This window comes from Plantactinospora sp. DSM 117369 (genome assembly GCF_053764795.1).
In genome coordinates this window covers 6,295,755-6,319,019 of record NZ_CM132446.1, presented here as the reverse complement: position 1 = coordinate 6,319,019, position 23,265 = coordinate 6,295,755, and the positions used below count along the sequence as shown (strand labels likewise).

The window sequence follows — 23,265 nt, the reverse complement described above, 5'->3', positions numbered from 1 at the left end:
GTGCGTGAGCGCCGCGCGGTCCAGGTTGAAAAAGGTTCAGTGACGCCCCGGTCTTTGCGGGCCTGGCCGGGAGGGCGCCACTGTAGATCCGGCACCCCGACGCCACCGAACCGCCTCTGGGCCGTCGCGGCCGGCCCGTCGCCGTAGCCGGTGCGGCGCGGCCCGCCCGGGTACGCCCGCACCAGTCGGCGGCAGCTTCTCGCTGCTGGCGTCCTGGCTCACCGCCAACGCCCGGGCCGAGATCGACCAGCGGGTGCTGACCACGGACTGGGCACCGGTGACCGTCCGACCCGCCCTGCTCGGCCCGGACGCGGCCGTGATCGGTGCCGCGCTGACCTCCATCGACCAGGTCCGCCAGCAGCCGGCCGGTTGGCTGCTGCGCCGATCAGGACGGTCCGGGCCGGCCCGGTCGAGGCAGCCGGCGAAGCGGTCCGGGTAGCGGCCGGACTCGGCGCGGTCCGGGCCGCTGCGCGCCGGGGCGGAGGTGTCGGGCACCCCGCTCGGTGCCGGTGCGGGGCGTCACGGCTGCTCGCCGGGAACGTACGTGATGGACGGACAAGCGCGGACTGCCCGGTTGGACGGTTGTGTGATGCCGAAAAGACAACGGTGGTTGTCCGTGGCCGTGCTGTCGCATAGCGTCCCTGTCGTTGCTCGCGTGTCCGAGCGGATGCGCGGGGTGATTGCTTCGCTCAGGGAAGCGCGGAAGGGGAGGGACGTGCAACGACTGACAGTCAGCGGGGGGATGAGATGGGCAGCCGGGCGACGGCGCCTGCTCGCGGCATCGGTACCCGTGCTGCTGGTCGCGGCGGCCGGGGTGGCGATCAGCGGTGCCGGGCCGGCGACCGCTGACCGGGCGGCCCGGTTCACGCCGACCGAGCGGGACTACTACATCAACTACGTCGACCCGAAGGTCGAGCGGCCCAGCGACGGCCCCGAGGTGGCGGTCCAGGGCGGCAAGCGCAAGGTCAAGCAGGAGCGGCCCGATCCGGTCACCGCGTTCGGCCGCAAGTTCGTCGAGGGCAACCCGGTGGCGGCCCGGGGCCTGGCCAAGACCGAGGCGGAGGCGATCCGGACCGGCAAGAACCCCCGGCACATCCGCTACAAGCAGGCCGACGAGACGCAGGTCGCGAAGCTGCTGACCATCCTGGTCGAGTTCAACCCCGACGCCGACGACGACTTCACCGGCGTGATGGTGCCACGCGCGACGTTCGACGACGCGACCACGCCGGAGAACGAGCGGGAGTGCGTGCCCGGCAACGTCCAGAACGGGCCGCTGCACAACAACATCCCGAACCCGGCGAAGGCGTCGCACCCGGACAACAACTCGATGTGGGTGCCGGACTTCTCCACCGAGTTCTACAACAAGATGCTCTACAGCCGCGAGGGCATCACCGAGCGGGTCCGCACCGACCTGCGCGGCCCGGACGGCCGGCGCGGCATCGACCTGCGCGGCTACACGATGCGCAACATGTACCTGGAGATGTCCAAGGGCGCGTACACGGTGGACGGCCAGGCGACCCCCTGGGTGACCGTGCCGCACTCCGAGGCGTGGTACGGCGCCGACACCTGCACGCAGGTCGACGGCGAATGGGTGGCCGGGGCCAGCCAGGACATGAACGGGCACCCGGACAACCCGGCCGGGCCCGGCGCGCTCGGCGTCGACGCGGTCAACGTGCTGGCCGCGCAGAACCCGGACTTCCCGTGGGCCGACTACGACATCGAGGACACCGCGGACGCCGACGGCGACGGCAACTTCAACGAGCCGGACGGGGTCGTCGACCACCTGGTGCTGGTGCACGCGGGTGAGGACAAGTCCGGCGGCGGTGGCGCCGAGGGCCCGTACGCGATCTGGGCGCACTCGTCCGCCATCGTGCCCGGGCACACCATCCCGGGTACCGACAAGATGATCAGCAACTACATCGTCCAGCCCGAGGACTCCGGCGTCGGCGTCTTCGCCCACGAGTACGGCCACGACCTCGGCCTGCCGGACCTGTACGACATCGGCTCCGGCGGCGACTCGGACGTCGACTTCTGGGATCTGATGTCGTCCGGCTCGCACACCGGCCCGATCTTCCAGGGCATCCCCACCCACATGGGGCTCTGGGACAAGTTCGTGCTCGGCTGGGCCGACCCGGTGATCCTGAACCCCGGCGACGACCCGGCCCGGGTCAAGCTCGGGCAGACCTCGCGTACCCCGGTCGGCACCGAGGACGGGGTCCGGGTGAACCTGCCGGCCAAGCAGATCACCCTCTCCACCCCGCACAGCGGGGCGGGCCAGTGGTGGACCAGCAACGACCAGTCCTGGGCCGACGTACGGCTGACCCGCACCCTCCAGGTGCCGGCCGGTGGCGACGTGCGGTTCTGGCTCTGGAACAACTACTCCATCGAGGCGGACTGGGACTACGGTTTCGTCGAGGTCTCCACCGACGGTGGCAGCACCTGGGCCGAGCAGAAGGTCTTCGACTCCGCCGGCAACCTCGTCTCCACCGACGACGGCTACGCCGATCCGAACGGCCGGATGCACGACTACGGCGACAAGAAATACGGGCTGACCGGCAGCACCGGCGGGCAGTGGCGGCACGACTACGTCAGCCTGACCGGCTTCGCGGGCCAGACCGTGCAACTGCGGCTGCGGTACGCCACCGACGCCGGGTTCGAGGACACCGGCTGGTTCACCGACGACTTCTCGGTCACCGCGGACGGCGCCGCCGTCTGGTCGGACGACGTGGAGAGCGGTGCCAACGGCTGGACCGCGACCGTCGGCAGCTTCACCACCACCACCGGGGCCGGCTGGGCCATCTCGCCCGGCGAGTTCTCCTTCGCGCACTACTACCTCGCCGAGTGGCGTAACCACGACGGCTTCGACGAGGGCCTGAAGTACGCGTACCAGACGAACTACAGCCGGGACGGTGCCTGGAAGGTGGACCGGGTGCCGTACAACGCCCCGGGCATGCTCGTCTGGTACCGGGACACCAGCTACGGCGACCTCAACCTGGTCCTGAACAACCTCTACGACCCGCCGAGCGTCGGTTCCAAGGGCGGTCTGCTGATCGTGGACTCGCACTTCGACCCGTACCGCCGGCAGGGCACGGCGGCGGCGAAGGACCCGTCGGGGCTGGACAACCTGCCCTCGCGGCCGCAGTCGTCGAATGCGGCGTTCGGGTTCGGCAAGACGTACCCGTTCACCGAGTGTTACGAGGCGCCGAGCGAGCCGTTCAGCGCGTACTGCACCAAGTTCAAGGCGCAGCCCGGGGTCAGGTCGTTCACCGACAGCAAGGGCTGGTACCCGGGCATCGAGTACCGGCCGGACCTCGACGCCGAAAGCCCGCTGTTCTTCCGCGACGCCGACGCGTCGGTCGTGCTGCCCTCGAAGGGCAACGCGCCGTACTCGGTGCGGACCGTGGACAAGAACGGCAAGCCGGCGCGCAGCCAGTACGGCATCGACCTGGGGGGCGGAGTCCTGACCGGCACCGGTAACCCGGGCGAGGTCGGGTTGAACTTCGGTGTCCGGTTCGACCTGCTCCAGCCCGGCCACCGCAACCAGTGGGCGGTCGTGCAGGTGGTGCCGCCCACGGCGGCGCCGTAGCCCGGTACCGGAGAGGTTCGACAGCGTTTCCGGGGCCGTCGCCAGCACCCCGCTGGCGGCGGCCCCGTCCGGTTCCGGCCAGTCTGCCGCCGCTACCTGCCGAACCGCCGGCGTACCGCGACCGCCCGGTGGTGCAGCCGGGTCCGCCGCTCGGCGGGGGTGATCCGCGGGGTGTCCGGCGGCAGGTACCGGCCGATCCGGGCGGCCGGGACGATCCGCACGGTCGGGGCCGGCGCCGGTGGGCGGACGAGCTGCCAGCGCGCCGCGATCGCCAGTTCCCGATGCCCCGCCGAGTCCAGCCAGTTGAGCACGCCGGGATCGGTGGCCGAGACGACGACCCGGACGACGCCGTCGGGGTCGGCGATCGCCTGGTGGCCGTTGAGGCTGGTCTGCCGGTGGGCGTGGTCGAGGGACCCGTACCAGTGGCCGTCCAACCGGATCCCCCAGTACTCGCACTCCGCCCCGGGCAGCTCGATCACGGCGGCCTGGTCGGCGTCCAGAACCAGCCGGCCGGGGGCGGCGACGTCGTCCAGCAGACCGTCCGCCCTGGGCACCGTCCTGGCCGGCTCGGCGAACATGTTTGGTGCGCTGCGGTTCGCCACGTACCCCGGCAGGAGGGCGGCGGAGCGGTCGAAGGATCCGGTCACGCCGAGGTCGGGCCGTACCGGCTCGATCCCGACCGGCTCCGGCGGGCCGGGCAGGTCCAGCCGCTCCACCCGGAACCGGGCCGGCTGCTCGGTCTCCCAGTCGGAGAAGAACTGGCGGATGCGCAACGCCGAGGTGCCAGGCTCCAGCGGCAACCAGGCGTCCTCGGTACGCGGTCTGCCGCCGAGGTGGAGCCGGAACGTGCCGTCCGGCCCGATCGGCAGGTCGCGGTGGGTCAGGTTGGCGACCACCCGGATCGGCGGGTGCGCGCCGGCCCGCCCGGCGGTGAGCGAGAAGCCCAGGTAACGTGCGCTGCCCCGGTGGCCGGAGACCAGGTACTCGCCGCCCGGCTCGACGGCGGCCCAGTCGTAGCGGGCGTCCGGGTCGTCCGTGGGCCAGTCGCGGTGCAGGTCGTGCGGCTGGCCGGTCTCAGGCTCTCGCGGGTCAGGCATCTGTGCGCACCATCCGTTCCGGAACGCTGCTCCGGCGCCGCCAGCTTCACAAGATCGATTGAACGGAGACTGGAGGCGAACTGGAGGCCGTCGGCGACCGGACCGGTGCGGTGGCCGCCCGGTCGGGAGCGGGGCTGCGCCGGCCGCATCCTGGCGTTTAGCCAGGCCACCGGGCTGCCACCAGGTAGCATTACGGGCTATATGCACGCAATCCGCTCCCCTCTCGGAGGTGCGCGTGACGACGACCGGTCGACGGCGGCCGACTCCCGCCGACCCGAGCCCCGAGCCGGTGCCTGGCGGCACGTCTCCGAGCGGGACGGATCGTGACCTGCCGCCCGAGCTGGGCCCGGACGCGGTCGGCGTACTCGACGGGTTGTCGTTCATGCTCTCCGACGCGCTCGGAGACGTGCCGGCCGGCTCGATCGGCGGGCTGGTCCACGAGGACACCCGCTTCCTGAGCCGCTGGCAGCTCCTACTGGGCGGCGTCCGACCGCTGCTGCTCGGGTCCAGCTCGGTCGACCCGTTCTCGGCGGCCTTCTTCCTGGCCAACGCGGAGCTGCCCGAGTTGCCCGCCAACCGGATCGGGATCCGCCGGCAGCGGTTCGTCGGTGAGGGCATGTTCGAGCGGATCGCGGTGCAGTGCTTCGCCGACGAGCGGGTGCCGATCGAGCTGCGGCTCGCGGTCGACGTCGACTTCGCCGACCTGTTCGAGATCAAGGAGCAGCTCCGGGACCGGTCCGGACAGATCGTCCGGGAGCACGAGGCCGACGGCTCCCAGCTCTGCTTCGAGTACGACAACGAGGGGTTCACGACCCGCACCCAGGTCCTGGCGATCCCGCCCGCGAGCCGGGTCGAGGGCGACGACCTGGTCTGGGACCTGGACCTGCACCCGGGGGAGAGCTGGCAGGTCGAGCTGCACGTGCCGCTGCGGTACGTCAACATCGACGTGGTGCCGACCCGCCGCGAGTTCGGCGAGGTGTTCGAGGTCGGCGACGCCAGCGACTCGACCAACCGGTGGCGGGCCAGCCGACCCGACGTGCACGCCGACTCCGACCTGGTCTGCGACGTCTACCACCAGTCCGTGGCCGACCTGGTGTCGATGCGGGTCGAGAAGGAGGTCTCCGGGCAGCGGGTGGTCATCACCGCCGCCGGGCTGCCCTGGTTCCTCACCGTGTTCGGGCGGGACTCGCTGATCACGGCGTACCAGGCGATGATCGGCGGGCCGGAACTCGCCCGGGGCACCCTGCTGACCCTCGCCGCGCACCAGGCCACGGACCTCGACGACTTCACCGACCGGGAGCCGGGCAAGATGTTGCACGAGTACCGCAGCGGTGAGCTGACCCGGCTCGGCGTCAAGCCGCACAACCCGTACTTCGGTGCCTCCGACACCACCCAGCTCTGGCTGGTGCTGCTCTCCGAGTACTGGCGCTGGACCGGGGACGACCAGCTCCTGCACGACGTACGGGACAACGCGTACGCGGCGCTGCGCTGGATCGACGAGTACGGCGACTCCGACGGCGACGGCTACGTCGAGTACGCCACCCGGTCCAGCCAGGGGCTGGGCAACCAGTGCTGGCGGGACTCCTGGAACGGGGTGCAGTCCGCCGACGGGACGATTCCGGTGCTGCCGATCGCGACCTGCGAGATCCAGGGCTACACCTACGACGCGAAGCTGCGGATGGCCGAACTCGCCGACGGCCCGTACGCGGACCCGGAGCTGGCCCGGCGGCTGCGTGCCGAGGCCGCCGAGCTGGCCGACCGGTTCAACCGGGACTTCTGGCTCGACGACCGGGGCGGCTACTACGCCCTCGGCCTGGACGGGGACAAACAGCCCATCGACGCGATGACCTCCAACCTGGGTCACCTGCTGTGGAGCGGCATCGTGCCGGCGGAGCGGGCCGCGATCCTGGCCCAGCAGCTCATGTCCGACCAACTCTTCTCCGGCTGGGGCGTGCGTACGCTCTCGACCGGCGACCGCGGCTACAACCCGATCGGCTACCACCTCGGCACCGTCTGGCCGCACGACAACTCGCTGATCGCCCACGGGCTGGCCCGGTACGGCTTCCGGGCGGAGGCGAACCGGATCATCGAGGCGATGATGGAGGCGGCCCGGTACTCCGACAACCGGCTGCCGGAGGCGTTCTCCGGCTACGACCGCTCGTTCGGCCGGGTTCCGGTGCCGTACCCGACCGCCTGCAACCCGCAGGCCTGGGCCAGCGCCGCACCGCTGCTGTTCCTGCGGACCATGTTCGGCCTGGAGGCTCGGGACGGGCGGTTCGTCCTGGACCCGGACGTCCCCGAGCGGTTCGGACGGATCCAGCTCAGCCGGGTGCAGGGCTTCGGCCAGTGTTGGGAGATCGAGGTGAACCGCCGGCGGGGCCATCTGCGGCTGGTGGCCTGACCCGGGCGGTGACCGGTTCGTCAGCCACCCGGGTGCGGCGCGGCTGTGGCCGGGCGGAGGTGGACCCGGGCGGGGACCGGGCCCACCGTGGCTCAGGCGGTCGCCGGCCGGTAGGTGGCGATGACCACACCGCTCTTCATGACCCGGGTGTCGGCCAGTTCCAGCGTCGTCGTCACGTCGGACAGCGCCGAGCTGAACGTCGGGCCGCCCTGGAAGACCGGGTGGATCCAGAACCGGACCTCGTCGAGCAGGCCGGCCTTGAGCAGGGTGTGCGTGACGGTGCCGTAGCCGTACATCAGGATGTCCCCGCCGTCCTGGGCCTTGAGCCGGGTGACGGCCTCGACCAGGTCGCCCTGGAGCACCTCGGTGTTGTTCCACTCCGGGTCGGTCAGGGTGGTCGAGGCGACGTACTTCTTGACGCTGTTGAAGTACGCCGCACCGGTCCTCGGGTCGCTCTCGTCCATCTTCGGCCAGGTGGCGGCGAATCCGTCGTAGGTGTGCCGCCCCATCAGCAGCGCGTCGGCGGCCGCGGTCTGGCTGGCCGCGACCGCACCGGCCTCCTCGTCGAAGTACGGCGCCGTCCATACCGGGTTGTCGATGACGCCGTCGAGGGTGATGTAGGTCGAACTGATGATCTTGCGCATCGGGGTGCCTCCTGTGGTGTCGTCGCTGTCGACCAGAACCCTGCCGGGGCGCCCTTACCATTCGCTTCAGGTGGCCTTACCGGACCCGCGCTCGGCGACCCGACCGCTGTGCCGGCGGCTCAAGCCGGCGGCGGAGAGGGTCGGCGGGCCGGCTGCGGCGCGTCCAGCGCCGCCCGGAGCAGCGCGACCGCCGGCGGGATCTCGACGTCGGTGATGTTGCCGTATCCGAGGACCAGTGCCGGCGGACCGGACCGCTGCGCCCGGTAGGCGTCGAGGTCCGCCAGCCGCAGCCCGGCCGCCGCCGCGCCGGCGAGCACCGCCCCGGTGTCGGTGCCGGCCGGCAGGTGCAACAGGATGTGCAGGCCGGCGGCGGTGCCGGCCACCCGGCCGTCCGGCACCCGGGCGGCGAGTTCGCGCACGAGCACGTCGCGCCGAGTCCGGAACCGGCGCCGGGCGGCGCGCAGGTGCGTGTCGTACCAGCCCCGGTCGATGAAGGTGGCCAGGGCGAGCTGGTCCAGTACCGGCGGGGGTGCCGCGACGGCGTTCGCCGCCCGCAGCGCCGGCAGCAGGGCCGGCGGCGCGGCCGTCCAGCCCAGGCCCAGGGCGGGCGACAAGGTCTTGCTGACCGAGCCGACCAGGAAGACCCGGCGCGGATCCAGACCCTGCATCACCGCGATCGGCCGGCGGTCGTACCGGAACTCGGCGTCGTAGTCGTCCTCGACGACGTACCCGTCGACCGCCCGCGCCCAGCGCACCAGCTCGGCCCTGCGGTCGGGGCTGAGCATCGCCCCGGTCGGGAACTGGTGTGCCGCGCCGACCACCACGGCCCGGACCCCGACCGCCCGGGCCAGCTCGGCCACGCGTAACCCGTCCCGGTCCACCGGGACCGGGCGGATCCGCAGGCCGGCGCTTGCCACCGCGTCCCGGAGCCGGCCCCACCCGGGCTCCTCCACCGCCACCTCGGCGATCCCCTCCGCCCGCAGCGCCCGGCAGATCCGGAACAGCCCGTCGGTGATCCCGGCGCAGACCAGTACCGACCCGGGGTGCGCGTCGGCCCCGCGGGACCGCCGGAGGTACTCCGCGAGCGTGCGGCGCAACGCCGGGTGGCCGGCCGGGTCGGGTGGGCCGAGGTCGTACCGCGCGGCCGAGCCGGTGACCGCGTGTACCGCCTCGGTCCAGCGTCGGCGGGGGAAGGCCCGCAGGTCGGGAAGCCCGGGCGCCAGGTCGTAGCGGACCGGTGGCGGCGCCGGCCGGGGCAGCGCGCTGCGGCGTGCCGGCGAGGTCTCCGGCGACCACGAGACCCGGGTGGCGGAGCCGACCCGGGCCGCGAGGTATCCCTCGGCGACCAGTTGCGCGTAGGCCTCGGTCACCACCCACCGCGAGCAGTCGAGTTCCTCGGCGAGTGCCCGGCTGGGCGGCACGGCGGCGCCGGTCCCGAGCCGACCGTCCCGGATCGCGGCCCGCAGCGCGCGGGTCAGCCGGTCGTGCAGTGGACGCCGGGCACGGTCCCGGGGCTCGATGTCCAGCAGCGTCGCCCACGCCGAATTGGTCTGGGAATCCGCCACGAGATTGGAGCGTACCGCCCGTCCGATCGCGCCTACCGTTCCAGCCATGACCTACCCCATCGCGCTCGGTGCCATGCTCTTCGGCACCGTCCAGGACGAGCGACGCTCCTTCGAACTGCTGGACCACTTCGTCGAGGCCGGCGGCACCTGGATCGACACGGCGAACTGCTACGCCTTCTGGGCCGATCCCAGCGGGTTCGGCGGGCAGAGCGAGGAACTGCTCGGGCGCTGGCTGGCGCGACGTCCCGGTGTCCGTGACCGGATCAGGATCAGCACCAAGGTGGGCTGCGAACCGACCGTGGCCGGCCGGTTTCCGGAGACCGCCGAGGGCCTGTCCGCATCGGCGATCAAGAACGGGATCGAGGGCAGCCTCCGCCGGCTCGGCGTGGACCACGTCGACCTGTACTGGGCACACATGGAGGACCGCCGCACACCGCTGGCGGAGACGGTCGCCGCCTTCGACGAACTGGTCTCCGCCGGTACGGTCGGCGCGCTCGGCTGCTCGAACTACGCGATCTGGCAGGTGGAGCGGGCCCGGCAGTTCGCCCGGACGCACGGGATGACCGGCTTCACGGCGGTGCAGCAGCAGCTCAGCTACCTTCGGCCCCGCCCCGGGACCCGGCCCACTGTGGTGCACCGGTTCGGTGCGGTCAGCGACGAGGTGGTCGACTATCTGGAGTGCCACCCCGAGATGTCGCTGTGGGCGTACACGCCGCTGCTCAGCGGCCAGTACACCCGAACGGACAAGCCGCTGCCGGAGGAGTACGCGCACCCGGGCACCGAGCGGCGGCTCGCGGTACTGGACGAGATCGCCGCGGAGACCGGTACCACCCGCAACCACGTGGTGCTCGCCTGGCTGGCCGGTGGCAGTCCCGCCGCCACCCCGGTCGTCGGGGTGAGTACGGTCGCGCAGTTGCGGGAGGCGCTGGCCGGGGTGGCGCTGGTGCTCACCGCCGAGCAGCGGGCCCGGCTCGACGCGGCGGCCTGACCGCGGCGGCCTGACCAGAGCCGCCTGACCCGGTGGCCTGACCCGGCGGATCGGGGGCGGGCGCAGGCGCGCGGCACCGGGGGAACCGGCGCGGGTCCGGGCGGCCACCTCGACGGGAACCACCCGGACCCGGTGTCGTACCGGCCGCGTTACCGTGCGGCGAGCGCGCCGTCCGGCCCGAACCGGGTGCGGAGCTGCTGGAGCCCGGTCGCGTCCACCTCGGCCGCCGGGCCGTGGTAGATCGCGTTGTACAGCAGGTTGAACTGCGCCCGGGGCAGGGTACGGAAGGTGATCTCGCTGCCGTACGTCACCGCCTGCCCCTTGCCGACGGTGAAGGACGCGGTGTTGACCGCACCCCGGATGTGTTCGGCGCCGCGCAGGTATCCGCTGGCCAGCACCTCACCCTCGGCCGGGTAGTGCGACACCACCGTCCCGCCCGCGCCGGTCAGCTCCCACGCCTGGGTGTCGTAGAGCCAGACCGGCCAGGAGTCCGGCATGCCCCAGGCCACCGGGTTGGCCGGGTCGAACTCCTGGTGCAGCAGGCTGCCGCCGGTGACGAACTGGTCCTCGTCGTCGGGCAGGGCCGGCTTGATCGGCAGGTTCAGCAACTCCTGCACCGTCGCCACCGAGCTGCCGATCGCCAGCAGCGTGCCGCCGTTGCGGACGAACTGCGCCAGCTTTCGCCACCCCTGGTCGCCGACCCCGTAGGCCCAGGAGTACTCCTCGGCGTACTCCTTCGGGTCCAGGCCCTCGACGATGTCGTCCTTGGAGATGCCGTGCGACAGGACGATCGTGTCGTACAGCTCGTTCAGCGACTTCCGTTGGAAGTCCTGCGCGGCGACCACGTCGTAGTTGATGCCGTACTGGTCGAACTGCCACATGTCCCAGCCGCCCGGCATGTTGCCGATGCCCCGGAACAGGCCGACCCGGGTCTGCGGCTTGAGCTGCACCCCGGCGACGCGCGGCGCCCGGGCGACCGCGGTGACCTGGAGGCCGACCCTGGCCGACGCGGTCGCCAGCACGTTGCGGGCCTGCGGGGTGGCCGGCACGACGTAGGTACCGGCCGGATAGCTGCCGCCCTGCGCGCTGAAGCCCTTCGCCGCGCGGAACGTCGGGATGTTGGCGTCCTGCAACGCCGAGACGATCTGGATCGTCCCGTACGACTCGGGGCGGACCAGGTAGGCGCCCTTGTCACCCGGAGCGGGCGGCATCGTCACCTGGGGCAGCGTGACCGAGGTGACCCGCTCCAGGCTGGCCTGGAACGGCGCGCGGATCTCCGCGACGTCGACCCCGAGTTGCAGCGGCAGGCTGGTGGTCGCCTCCGCGTACGGCAGCAGCACCGGGCACTCGGCGCAGTCGCGCACCTCGGGGTACCTGTCGGTGCCGAGCACCTGGTGCGCCCAGTTGCCGCGCGGCTGCCGCATCTTGATCACGTAGGAGCCGGCGCCGTAGCGCTTCCCGTCGGCGACGAACTCCGAGCTGGCCCGGTCGATCTCCACCTGCGTCCACTCCAGCCGCTGGAGCATCTCGAAGGTGGCGTACGGGTCACGCTGGTCGGCGTTCACCACGAACGCGTAGCTGCCGGCGGGTACGCCCTTGGTCATGTACTCGTGCGGCACCGCGTACAGGTTGTCGTAGAGCAGGTCCCGGCCGTTGTCCGCGGTGTACTCCATCCCGGCGTAGGTGGCGATCTTCGCGTAGTCGACGATGTCCGCCAGCGTCCAGGTGTCGGAGCGGTACGGCTCGATCAGGCTCATCCGGGCCTGCTGCGGGCCGAGCGGGCGACCGTCCGGCGACACCTGCGGGTACGCGTAGTCGGTCACCGAGGCGATCTCGGTCAGGTAGACGCCGGAGCCGGTGAACGGGAAGAACCCGACCGGCTGCTCCAGGGTCCAGAAGATGTGGTAGTCGAGGCTGCCGACCCCGGTCTTGCCGGCGGCGGCGAGCGCCCGGGCGGCGTGCTGGCCGATCGCCGAGACCGAGGAGCTCATGTTCGCCGGCACGTTCTCGCTGGTGATCCCGCCGTACGGCGGTACGAAGATCCGGCTGCCGGTGTTGCCCTTCTGGTGCATGATGTGCACGATCGCCGGCCGGTACTTCTTCTCCAGCGCCAGCCGGTACTGCGCCTCGATCTGGGTGAACATCGTCCAGTCGCGGTTGTCGTCGTGCCCGGTGTACTTGTGGTAAAGGTCCGGGTAGGTCCGCCGGTAGTTCGTGCCGGCGGTCTTGTCGAAGTGGTCGATGATCAGGTGCTGGCCGTCCGGGTTCTGCGACGGCACCAGCACGATGACCGAGTTGTTCAGGACGTTCCTGGTGAAGTCCGAGTCCTCGGTGGCGAGCCGGTGCACGATGTCGTTGATCGCCTGTCCGTTGCCCACCTCGCTGGAGTGGATCGTCGCCTCCAGGTGGTAGAACGGCACTCCCTCCTCGGCGAGCCGGCGGGCCTGCTCCGGGCTGGTGCTGCGCGGGTCCGAGAGCTTCTGGTTGATTTCGACCAGGCGGTCCAGCCGGCGCAGGTTCTTCGGCGCGCTGATCAGCACGGTCGCGTATTCGTTGCCCATCGTGGTGCGGCCGATGGTCTCGTAGTCGACCCGGTCGGAGCGTTCCGCGACCAGCTTCAGGTAGCGGAGTACGTCGGGATAGCCGGCCAGTTTTCCTTCGGCGCCCATTGTGAAGCCGAAGTGCTGTTCCGGGGTGGGGATGGCTGCGGCCCGGGCGGTGACGGCGGTTTCGGCGAGGCCGGGGCCGGCGGTGGCGGTGGGTGCGACGGCGGTGGATCCGACCAGGGCCACCAGGCCGACACAGGCGGCGTATAACAACGGGGGGCGGGTCTTGAGCATCGCGGGGGCCTTTCGACTCGACATCAGTCGTCGTAGATCGACCGTGCCTGAACGCTAGCGGCGGGCGTGAAGATCCACAGTGGGGTCGCTGTTCGCGTTTGTTCGGTCTTCGGGCCGCTCGGCGAAAGCTCAAGAATGCCTCAACCCGGTTGCCCCTGGCATGGACGGCGATGTATCAAGAGCCATGATCGCTGGGGTGCCGCAGCCACGGATCACCGACCAGCTCAGGGACGCCGACGCGGTGCCCGGGCGCCAGTCGGACCGGCTGCACGCCAGCGCCCTCGCATTGCTGCTCACCGACCGGTCGGCCCGGGGGATCGCCGACCGGCTCGGCCACCTGATCTATTCCGGCGCACTCGGCCAGGGGCTGCACCTGCCCACCGTGCGTGCCCTGGCCGCCGCACTGCACGTCGGTCCGACGACGATCGCCTCGGCCTGGGCCCAACTGCGGCAACGCGGGCTGATCCACTCCGACCGGCGGCACGGCAGCTTCGTGGGCGGCCCGGGCCGGCTGGCCGGTCGCCGCTACGCCAGCCTCCCGGCCCCGGCCCGGGTCGGGCTGGACCTCTCCACCGCCTTTCCCGACCCGGCGCTGCTGCCGGACCTGGCCGGTCCGATGGCGGAGGCGGTGCTCGGCACCCGCTGGCGCAGCTATCCGGACGACACCGTGGACCCGCACCTGGCCGCCGTCCTGCACCCGAGCTGGCCGTTCGAGGCCGAGGACTTCACCGTCACCAGCGGTGCGCACGACGCCGTGCACCGGGTCGCCGACGTGCTGCTGCGTCCGCACGACCGGGTGGTCGTCGAGGAGGTCGCCGCCGCGTCGCTGCTGGACATCGTCGAGGACCACCGGGCCCAGGCGACCCCGGTGGTCTGCGACGAGGAGGGACCGCTGCCGGAGGCGATCGAACTGGCCCTGACCGCCCAGCCCAGGATGCTGCTGTTCCAGTCCCGGATGGCCAGCCCGCACGGCCACGCACTGTCCCGGCGCCGCGCCCAGGCGCTGGCGCCGATGCTCGCCGGCCGGGACATCGTGATCGTCGAGCAGGACACCGCGCACGAACTCGCCCCGACCCCGGACGTCTCGCTCGGCGAGTACCTGCCGGAGCAGACCCTCCTGGTGCGGAGCTGGAACAAGTCGCACGGGCCGCACCTGCGGGTCGGCGCGCTGGCCGGGATCCGGCGGGTCGTGTCCCGGGTACGTGCCCGGCAGAAGGCGACCGGCAGTTGGCCGTCGGTGCTGACCCAGCGCGCCCTGGCGCAGATGCTCGCCGACCCGCAGACCCAGGCGGCGATCCGGCTGGCCGGGGGCTGCTACCGGCAGCGCCGGCAGCGGATGGTCCGGGCCCTGCACGAGCACGGGCTGGCACCCACCGGCGTGGCCGGGCTCTCCGTCTGGGTGCAGGTCCGCAACGCCGCCACCGCGATCCGGTCGCTGGCCGCCGACGGCATCGGCGTCGCCTCCGGTGCCCCGTTCGTCGCGTGCGGCGACGGCAGGGCGCACGTGCGGATCGCCACCACCCTGCAGCACGACCGGCACGCGCACATCGCCCGTACCCTCGGCGAGGCGCACCGTAGCTGACCGGCCGGCAGCCGGGTCCGGTCCGCACCGCCGTCGGGCGGCGTCAGCGTAGTACCAGCACGTCGTAGTAGTCGAGCCGGTCGACCGTGACCGACAGGCGGCCCTGCCGGCAGGACCAGGCCGGCACCCGCGACCCCGCGAAGTCGGGCGAGACCAGCTCGATCCGCCGGGGGCAGGACGGCAGCTCCACCCGCACGTCGACGCTGGTCTGCGGGATGATCCCTCGGTCGTAGTTGTGGTTGACCAGGTGCAGTGTCCGCGTCCCGCTGCCCCGCTGCACCAGCAGGCTCGCCGCGACGTTACCCACCCCGACCCGTACGCCCTGCGGACCGTGCTCGTTGTCGCGGTAGAGCGCCCGGTGCTGGTGGTAGAACCTGGTGTACGTCTGGAAGAAGCCCAGCATCCCGGACTGCTCGGCCGTTGGGCCACCGACCGTGTCCTTGAGGTGGAAGGCCGGAAAGAGCCCGTTGGCGTACGCCTCGGCGCCGAAGATCTGCCAGTAGTCCCGCTTCTCCGAAAGCGGCAGGTTCTGGTAGTCGGTCATCATGTCGTTGGGCCAGTCGATGAAGACCGCCACCGGCACGTCACCGGCGATCTCGCGGTTGCGCTCCTTGAGATAGCGGTAGTTGGCCTGCAACGACGTGGCGCCGTCGAGGTGCCCGTCGACCACCGGCACGTAGTCGGCGCCCCGGAAGTCGGGGGTCTGCTCGTCGGGGTTCCACGGGTACATCCCGACACTGTTGAAGTCGACGTACGGCAGCAGCCCGTTCGAGCTGACCAGGAGTTGGCGGTGCGCGGTGTCCCGGGCGTACGCCCGCAGCTCGTCCACCATCTCCTTCCAGTACCGCCGCAGGTAGCTGACGGTGAACGACAGGTCGTCGGCGTACATCCGGTTGGCGGTCACCCGCCCCCACTCGGCGGCCATCGGGTTGGCGGCGGTGAGCGGGTCGAGGTTCCAGCCGTTGGCCCGCAGGTAGTCGCGGTAGTTGAAGTTGCCGGTCAGGTCGTCGGCGGGTACGTCGGCGCGGACGAGGTTGTCGTCGGTCATGCCGAACCGGGACTTCCAGTCGGCGGGGGTGAAGGCCGGGTACTTCGCCAGCAGGTACCGGTTGAAGTCGGCGATGGCGTGGTCGTCGAAGCCCTCGTTGCCGTTGAAGCCGTACTTCTGTCCACCGCTGAACCCGGCGTTCACCTCGTCGAGGTTGATCCCGTCCACCCCGCCGTCGATCTGGATCTTGGCCCAGTCGAGCAGGTACTTCCGGTACCTCGGGTTGAACATGTTGCCCCGGCGGGCCGGATCGGGGAAACCGAACTCGTCGTGCGGCACCGGATTGTTGTCGGCGTCCCGGGTCGACATGTCGTCGAAGATCTCGGTGCTGGCGAAGTCGTGCGGGAAGATGACGCTGGCCGTCCCGCTGCCCATGAAGGTGATGCCCTTGGCGTGGTAGCGCCGGATCTGGTCGAAGTTGTAGTCGGCCGCCTCGTCGCCGCTGGTGGACCACTTCCCGATGGCCCGGATGGTGACGTCGGGGACCAGTTCGTAGACCTGCGGATCCTCCTCGTGCACGTCGGACTGGCTGAAGCCGAAGACCGCGAAGTCGGCCGCCCGGGGCCGGCCGATGGTCGCCGTCGCCCGGTTGCTGGCCGGCGAGACGTTGCCGGCCGCGTCCCGGGCGGTCACCACGAACGCGTAGGTTGTCCCCGGCACCAGGTCGGCGACGGTCGCGGTCGTGCCGGGGACCGACCGGACCAGGGTCCGCCCGGCGTAGAGGTCGTAGGCCACCACCGCCACGTTGTCGGTGGACGGGCGCCAGCTCAGGGTGACCCCGGTGCCGGTCACCCCGGACGCGGTGAGCCCGGCCGGCGCGGTCGGCGGTCGGGCGTCGCGACCGCCCGGGAGTCCGGGCGCGGCCGGGGCGGCGGTGGCGGGCCGCACCGGCAGCACCAGCGCCAGTACGACGGCGCAGAGTGCCCAGCGCGGGGTTCCGGATCGCCGTGGCATCGCGTTCCTCCGTGGCCAGCATCCGACGGTCGTCCGCCGGCCCGGCGTCGCGCTGCTGCCGGCAGGGCACCGCGAGCATATGCCCGGAGCATCAATATAGAAAGTCGTCTATCATGACTCTCCGGGCCGGCGGCGCCCGGCGGACGGGCTACGGCTGCCCGGCGGCGCAGTTGTTGCTGGTCCGGGTGACCGTGTATTCGGTGTCGTCGTGGGTGATCCCGGAGGGTTCGCCGTCGAAGTACGTCTCGACCTTCTGCCAGCCCTGGCGCTGCTCGTAGTGCAGGTGCGGGGCGCCGGAGTTGCCGGTGCTGCCGACCCGCCCGATCTGCTCGCCCTGTTCCACCCGCTGACCGACCCGGACCAGCGGCGGTTCGAGCAGGTGCAGGTACTGCGTCTCCCACTTGCCGCCGTGGTCGATCTTCACCCAGTAACCGCCGCCCCGCCCGCGCGGACCGTCCGGGTTCTCCGGGGTACGGCCGCCGAGCGAACCGTTGATCCCGGCCACCGTGACCCGCCCGGCGTACGACGCCAGCACCGGCCGCCCCCACGCCTCGCCCTCGGTCGGGAAGAGGTCGACGTCGTAGTCGTCGTGCCCGGGATAGGTGCCGAGTTGCCAGGTCTCGCCACAGGCGACCGGCATCTGGAAGAGCGGACGCGGACCCGGCGGCCGCAGCAGCAACACGGCGACCACGGCTACCGCGAGCACGGCCACGGCCGATGCGACGGCGGCGAGCGTCAGCAGGATCCGGGTGGTGCGGCTGCGGGGGCGGCGGTGCGGGCGGCGTCTGGTCGGCTGGCCGGTCGTCACCGCCCCGAGGATGGCAGACGGCGGCAACCCGCCGGCCTCCGGGGCCGGCGCGAGCGGCCGGCGTCAGGCCGTCGGCTCCCAGGCCGGCGGCGCCTCGGGGATGGGTCGGCGGGTTAGTTTCGTCGATTGACTTAATCTGTTGCGGTGTCATAACCTCGCAGGTGCATCGAGGTAGATCGGTGGCAGGGCAACCACCCTCTACCAGCTCGTCGCTCGTCCGGGCCGGCGGCGGCTACCCAGCCCCACGACGACGGCCGACAAGATCACCACAGGTCGGATTCCCCACGATCGCGACCCCACGTGCCCGGCGACCGTCGTCGAGCCCCGGCACCAGGCAGGGCGCCGCCGAAGCGTCGTACGGCCCTCGGCATCGACCGTCCCGCCGTCGACCGGGGCCGCCTCGGACCAGATCAAACACGGCACTGTCGGCGACGCTCCCGACCGGGTGAGCCGTCGCACCCCACCCGGCCCCCAACCCGCGTACAGAAAGGACAGTCCATGTCCCGACCATCTTCGGCGGTGCTCCGGCATGTGGTGGTGGCGGCGGTCGCGGCGGCTCTGGCGGTGTCCGCCGCCGTGACGGTGCGGGTGCCGCCGTCCCGGGCGGCCGACCCGACGCCAAGCGGAACCCGGCCCACGGTGGCGGCCGACGGCACCGGTATCTACCGGACGGTGCAGGCGGCCATCGACGCCGTCCCGGCCGGCAACCCGACCCGCCAGGTCATCACCATCAAGGCCGGCCACTACCGGGAGGTCGTCACGGTACCGGCGAACAAGCCGTACCTCACCCTCCAGGGCATCGGGTCCGGGCCGTCGAGCGTCGTCATCGTCAACAACCACTCGGCCGGTACGCACGGCACCTCTGGCAGTGCCACCGCGTTCGTGTACGGCCACGACTTCGTCGCGACCAACCTGACCATCGCCAACGACTTCGACGAGAACTCCGCGGCCAGCGGTCACCAGGCGGTGGCGCTGAACCTCGACGCCGACCGGGCGGTGCTCACCGACGTACGCCTGCTCGGTGACCAGGACACCTTCCTGGTCAACGACTCCGCTCGCGCGTACCTGGAGCGCTGCTATGTGGAGGGCACGGTCGACTTCGTCTTCGGTGGCGGAACCGCCGTCTTCGACAACTGCACGATCCACGAGAAGCGCGCCACCGGCGGGCCGATCACCGCGGCCAGCACCGCCGCCGGCAAGACGTACGGGATCATGTTCTACCGCTCCACCATCACCGGAACGGCCGACAACGTCACCCAGCTCGGCCGGCCGTGGCGCCCGGACGCCCAGGTGCTGTACCGCGAGTGCACGCTCGGCGCCACCATCCGGACCGCTCTGCCGTGGACGGACATGTCCGGGAATGCCTGGCGGAACGCGCGGTTCCTGGAGTACCGCAACACCGGTCCCGGGGCGGGCCAGCACAGCAACCGGCCCCAGCTCTCCGACTCGCAGGCCGCCGACTACACGCCGCAGCGCTACCTCGCCGGCTCGGACGGCTGGAACCCGATGTGACGAGACACCACCACCTGGAGAAGGGACTCCGATGAAACGGAAACTGATCGCGCTCGCCGCGGCCGCGCTCGCCGCGCCCGCCGCCGCCGTGGCGGTGTCGGTGCTGCCGGCCGAGGCGGCGGTGGCGCCCGCCGACGGCGGTGTTTACACGTTGGCAGTGGGGGCGTCGGGCAAGTGTCTGGAGGTCGCGAACGGTTCGGCCGACAACGGTGCGCTGTTGCAGCAGGCGTCGTGTTCGGGGTCGGCGCGTCAGCAGTGGCGGGTGGTGTCGTCGGCGGGCCGGTTCAACCTGGTGAATGTCGGCAGTACCCGGTGTGCGGATGTGCCGTCGGGTTCCGCGGCGTCGGGTGTGCAGTTGCAGCAGTGGGGTTGTGGCGACGGTACGAAGGTGAACCAGTTGTGGTCGTTCGCGGCGTCGTCGGCGGCGTCGGGGAAGTACCGGGTCACGAGTGCGGCGAGTGGGTTGTGCGTCAGTGACCGGGACGGTTCGACGGCGGGTGGTAATCCGATCGTCCAGGAGACGTGCGCGGACGTGGCCCGGATGCAGTGGGCCTTTGAGCAGATCGGCGGCAACCCCAACCCGACGCCGACCGGCGGCGGGCGGAACTGGCCGAGCACGGCCGACGGCTTCGCGCAGGGCACCACGGGCGGGGCCGGCGGGCAGACCGTCACCGTCACCACGCAGGCGCAGCTCAACCAGTACGTCACGGCGAGCGCCCCGTACGTGATCCGGGTGGCCGGCACCATCAACATCAGCCCGAAGGGCACCGAGCTGCGGGTCGCCTCGAACAAGACCATCATCGGGGTGGGCACCAGCGGACACATCGTCGGCGGAGGCTTCTTCCTCGGCGCCGGGGTCAGCAACGTGATCATCCGGAACCTGACCATCCGCGACACCCTGATGCCGGACGACGACCCGGGCGACGACGCGTACGACTACGACGCCATCCAGATGGACACCGCGAACCGGATCTGGATCGACCACAACCGGCTGTCCCGGATGAACGACGGCCTGATCGACAGCCGCAAGGACACCACCAACCTGACGGTCTCCTGGAACCACCTGGTCGACAACAACAAGACCTTCGGCATCGGCTGGACCGACAACGTCACCGCCCGGATCACCATCCACCACAACTGGTTCCAGAACACCCGGACCCGCAACCCGAGCGCGGACAACATCGCGTACTGCCACCTCTACAACAACTACGTCCAGAACACCTCGTCGTACGGCAACTACATCCGGGGCCTGACCAAGGGGGTAATCGAGAACAGCTACTTCGAGAACAGCCGCAACCCGTACTACGTCGAGGCCGGTGAGCTGGTCAACCGGGGCAACATCCTGGTGAACAGCCCGTGGGACTCCGGCAAGGTCACCGCCAAGGGCTCGGCGTTCAACCCGAGCAGCTTCTACTCGTACACCCTCGACCCGGCCGGCGACGTGCCCGGGCTGCTGCGCAGCTACGCCGGGCCGCAGGCGAACATCGGCACCTGATCCACCCCGCGCACCGTCCCCGCCCTGCGCGACCCGGAGCGCGGGGTGGGGACGGCGCATCCGCCATTCCGCCACATCTGGAGTTGCGATGAAACGTCGTACCGTACTGCTCACGACCGGGCTGCTCGCGGCCACCTCGCTGGGCACGGTCTGGAACCCGGCCTTCGGCGCGCCGGCGACGCCGGACCCGCCGGCTGCCAATCCCACCGGGCCGCCGGCCGTCGGGCCGGTCGTCGCCTTCCCCGGCGCGGTCGGGGTCGGCGCGGTGGCCAGCGGTGGCCGGGGCGGCTCGGTCCACCACGTGACAAACCTCAACGACTCCGGCCCCGGCTCGTTCCGGGACGCCGTCGGCACCGGCAACCGGATCGTCGTCTTCGACGTCGGCGGCTACATCCGGCTCAGCTCCACCGTGCTGGTCAAGAGCAACATCACCATCGCCGGCCAGACCGCGCCCGGTGGCGGCATCGGGGTGATGGGCGGCGAGGTCTCGTTCAACAGCGCGACGAACGTGATCGTCCGGGACTTCCGGTTCCGGCAGGGCGACCTCGACCCGAACGACGAGAACAACGGCCTGAACTGGCTCGACGCGAGCAACATGATCTTCGACCACGTGTCGGTGGAGTTCGCCCAGTGGAACAACATCGGCGCCGTCCGGGCCAGGAACGTCACCATGCAGTACTCGATCAACGCGAACCCGATCGGGCAGCAGTTCGCGGCGCACACCGAGACCGGGCCGTTCACCTGGTATCGCAACCTGTTCGCGAACGCGCACAACCGCTGCCCGCTGGCCAAGGGGAACACGCAGTACATCAACAACGTCGTCTACAACTACCAGGCGGCGTACACCGCCGGGAACTCCAGCGGGCACTTCCGGCACGACGTGGTCGGCAACTACTTCATCACCGGGCCGCGCACCACGAACTCGTCAAACGCGTACTACCAGATGCGCAACCAGGAGGTCTACAACAGCGGCAACGTCATCGACAGCAACCGGGACGGCCAGCTCAACGGTGCGACCCTCAACGTCGGCGCCGGGGGTACCGAGATGTCCCAGCCGTGGTCCGGCACCACCGCCGGCATCCCGACGTTGCCCGCCGGGGACGCGTACGCCGAGGTGCTGGCCCGGGCCGGTGCCCAGCCTCGCGACCAGGTCGACAACCTGGTGCTCGCCGACGTCGCCTCGCTCGGCACGGCCGGTAACCTCTGGGCCTCGCAGACCGCGACCGGCCTGGACAACAGCGGCTACGGCACGATTCCCGGCGGTACCGCCCCGGCCGACACCGACCGCGACGGCATGCCGAACGCCTGGGAGGCCAGGTACGGCCTGGACCCGAACTCCGGCGCCGACGCCTCCGGTGACTTCGACCGGACCGGCTACACCAACATCGAGAAGTACGTCAACGGGCTCCTCGACGGCTCCTACCGGGCCTGAGCGGTCGACCGGCTCCGGGGCCGGCGGCCGCCCGGCGCCGGCATGCGCCGTGGGTGTCACTTTCCCGCCCCGGCCGCCCTGCGCCCGGACTTCGGTCGCCGGCCGGCCGGGCGGCGGTCCGCCCCGCCGGCCGGCGCCTGGCCGGCCAGCTCGGCTTCCAGGGCGTCCAGCGCGGTCCGCAACTCCCGCAGCCGGGCACCGATGTCCGGCGGCGCCCCGGGCGGCGGCGCCCGATGCCCGGTCGGCACCGCCACGACCGCCGGCCGCGCCGGCTCGGGCGCCGTGCCGGGGCCACCCGGCCGCTCCGCCTGGTGGGCGTCCTCCAACGCCTTCAGCACGATGCCGACCAGCAGGTTGGTGAGCAGGTACGAGGCCATGATGATGTACGAGGCGTAGTAGAGGACGCTCCACTCCGAGACGGCCCGACCGGCCTCGAAGGCGTCGGTGATGCCGTCCAGGGAGAGCAGGAGGAAGAGCGTGAACATGGCGCGCCCGACCGTGCCGTACCGGTCGGGGTAGGCGTCGCCGAACGCCATCCAGCCCACCATGGCGTACAGGTAGATGGTCAGGGTCGCGATCAGCAGGAAGCTGACCAGTCCGGGGAGGCTGCGCAGCACGCCGCCGATCACCACCCGCAGCCCGGGAAAGAGCCGTACCGCCCGCACCACCCGGGCGAGCCGGACCAGGCGCAGCAGGGTCACGTTCTCCCGTACGCCGGGCAGCAGCGGTGCGCAGACGATCAGTAGGTCGAACAGGTTCCAGCCGTCGCGGAAGAACCGGTGCGGGGCAGTGAGGTGCGCACCGAACCGCAGGAGCAGTTCGACGACGAAGAGGGCGAGGCAGACGTACTCGACGGCCAGCAGGGCAGCGCCGGCCCGGTCGAGCGCGCGGTCGTAGGTCTCGACGCCGAGTACGATCGCGTTGACGATGATCAGGGCGAAGGACCCGGTGTTGAACCAGTCGGCATCGACCACCCGGTCACACCGGGCCGCCAGGCGCGCTCTGGCGGCGGGCCGGGCTTTGTACACTCCGACACACTCCTCTGTGGATGGACCTGCCGGCGGACAGCCTAATTCGCGGCCTTTCTGACGATGCCGGGGGAGGAGGATCTTGCCGACGCCCCGGGCCGAACCACCCGGTGTCCCGCCCGCGCCGCCTTTGCTCTCCGGGCTGTAATGACCTATGGTTCCTATTCGATGTAGCCGACTCCTTCCCCCGTGGGAGCCGGCTACATCCTTTTTGGTACGGCGGAGTGCTGTCGCCGGACCAGCGGGCCGCGATCGTGCCGGCTGCCGGCGAACTCGCCAGAAGCG

At 71.3% G+C, this 23,265-nt stretch carries 15 protein-coding genes; 8 read left to right on the top strand and 7 right to left on the bottom strand.

Translation table 11 applies throughout. From position 1 onward, the window contains the following. Positions 1–253: 253 nt before the first annotated feature. Both ACSMXO_RS26975 and ACSMXO_RS26970 read left to right on the top strand, forming a co-directional pair. The gene (locus ACSMXO_RS26975) at positions 254–439 is read left to right on the top strand and encodes a hypothetical protein (RefSeq protein WP_455414320.1); all 186 of its coding nucleotides are present in this window, start codon (positions 254–256) and stop codon (positions 437–439) included. 303 nt (positions 440–742) lie between these two features. After that, positions 743–3,586, top strand: coding sequence for an immune inhibitor A domain-containing protein (locus ACSMXO_RS26970; RefSeq protein ID WP_455414319.1), 2,844 nt, complete (start codon positions 743–745; stop codon positions 3,584–3,586). A 92-nt stretch (positions 3,587–3,678) separates the two neighbouring features. Here ACSMXO_RS26970 and ACSMXO_RS26965 read toward each other — a convergent pair whose 3' ends face one another. Then, positions 3,679–4,683, bottom strand: coding sequence for a hypothetical protein (locus tag ACSMXO_RS26965; protein ID WP_455414318.1), 1,005 nt, complete (start codon positions 4,681–4,683; stop codon positions 3,679–3,681). A 229-nt stretch (positions 4,684–4,912) separates the two neighbouring features. On the opposite strand from ACSMXO_RS26965, the gene ACSMXO_RS26960 reads away from it, so the two are divergent. Further along, positions 4,913–7,084 carry an amylo-alpha-1,6-glucosidase gene (locus ACSMXO_RS26960; RefSeq protein WP_455414317.1) on the top strand — a complete coding sequence of 724 codons (2,172 nt, stop codon included), beginning with the start codon at positions 4,913–4,915 and terminating at the stop codon, positions 7,082–7,084. A 92-nt stretch (positions 7,085–7,176) separates the two neighbouring features. Here the strand turns inward: ACSMXO_RS26960 and ACSMXO_RS26955 are convergent, their stop codons facing one another. Both ACSMXO_RS26955 and pdxR read right to left on the bottom strand, forming a co-directional pair. Continuing rightward, a complete protein-coding gene (locus tag ACSMXO_RS26955) occupies positions 7,177–7,728 on the bottom strand; it encodes a dihydrofolate reductase family protein (RefSeq protein ID WP_346261833.1) in 552 nt (183 codons plus the stop codon). A 119-nt stretch (positions 7,729–7,847) separates the two neighbouring features. Continuing rightward, positions 7,848–9,293: a MocR-like pyridoxine biosynthesis transcription factor PdxR gene (gene pdxR / locus ACSMXO_RS26950; RefSeq protein ID WP_455414316.1), complete on the bottom strand. Its 1,446-nt coding sequence runs from the start codon at positions 9,291–9,293 to the stop codon at positions 7,848–7,850. A gap of 46 nt (positions 9,294–9,339) precedes the next feature. Here pdxR and ACSMXO_RS26945 point away from each other — a divergent pair, with 46 nt between their 5' ends. Next, on the top strand, positions 9,340–10,281 hold the full coding sequence (locus ACSMXO_RS26945; RefSeq protein WP_455414315.1) for an aldo/keto reductase: 942 nt from the start codon (positions 9,340–9,342) through the stop codon (positions 10,279–10,281). A 149-nt stretch (positions 10,282–10,430) separates the two neighbouring features. On the opposite strand, the gene ACSMXO_RS26940 is transcribed toward ACSMXO_RS26945, so the two are convergent. Then, a complete protein-coding gene (locus tag ACSMXO_RS26940; protein WP_455414314.1) occupies positions 10,431–13,145 on the bottom strand; it encodes a M14 family zinc carboxypeptidase in 2,715 nt (904 codons plus the stop codon). A gap of 172 nt (positions 13,146–13,317) precedes the next feature. On the opposite strand from ACSMXO_RS26940, the gene ACSMXO_RS26935 reads away from it, so the two are divergent. After that, on the top strand, positions 13,318–14,703 hold the full coding sequence (locus ACSMXO_RS26935) for a GntR family transcriptional regulator (protein WP_346261829.1): 1,386 nt from the start codon (positions 13,318–13,320) through the stop codon (positions 14,701–14,703). Positions 14,704–14,746: 43 nt separating this feature from the next. Here the strand turns inward: ACSMXO_RS26935 and ACSMXO_RS26930 are convergent, their stop codons facing one another. Next, positions 14,747–16,705 (bottom strand): fibronectin type III domain-containing protein, encoded by a 1,959-nt coding sequence (locus tag ACSMXO_RS26930; protein WP_455414313.1) that lies wholly within the window; start codon positions 16,703–16,705, stop codon positions 14,747–14,749. 148 nt (positions 16,706–16,853) lie between these two features. Beyond that, entirely contained in the window at positions 16,854–17,513 is a 660-nt protein-coding gene (locus ACSMXO_RS26925; RefSeq protein ID WP_346261827.1) for a M23 family metallopeptidase, read from the bottom strand. Between the two features lie 498 nt (positions 17,514–18,011). On the opposite strand from ACSMXO_RS26925, the gene ACSMXO_RS26920 reads away from it, so the two are divergent. The 3 genes from ACSMXO_RS26920 (at position 18,012) to ACSMXO_RS26910 (ending at position 21,952) form a co-directional block, all read left to right on the top strand. Next, positions 18,012–19,025 carry a pectinesterase family protein gene (locus ACSMXO_RS26920; RefSeq protein ID WP_455414312.1) on the top strand — a complete coding sequence of 338 codons (1,014 nt, stop codon included), beginning with the start codon at positions 18,012–18,014 and terminating at the stop codon, positions 19,023–19,025. 31 nt (positions 19,026–19,056) lie between these two features. Beyond that, positions 19,057–20,520 (top strand): RICIN domain-containing protein, encoded by a 1,464-nt coding sequence (locus tag ACSMXO_RS26915; RefSeq protein ID WP_455414311.1) that lies wholly within the window; start codon positions 19,057–19,059, stop codon positions 20,518–20,520. An 88-nt stretch (positions 20,521–20,608) separates the two neighbouring features. Then, positions 20,609–21,952 (top strand): hypothetical protein, encoded by a 1,344-nt coding sequence (locus ACSMXO_RS26910; protein ID WP_455414310.1) that lies wholly within the window; start codon positions 20,609–20,611, stop codon positions 21,950–21,952. A gap of 56 nt (positions 21,953–22,008) precedes the next feature. Here the strand turns inward: ACSMXO_RS26910 and ACSMXO_RS26905 are convergent, their stop codons facing one another. Beyond that, positions 22,009–22,980 carry an ion transporter gene (locus ACSMXO_RS26905; protein ID WP_455414309.1) on the bottom strand — a complete coding sequence of 324 codons (972 nt, stop codon included), beginning with the start codon at positions 22,978–22,980 and terminating at the stop codon, positions 22,009–22,011. Positions 22,981–23,265 lie beyond the last annotated feature (285 nt).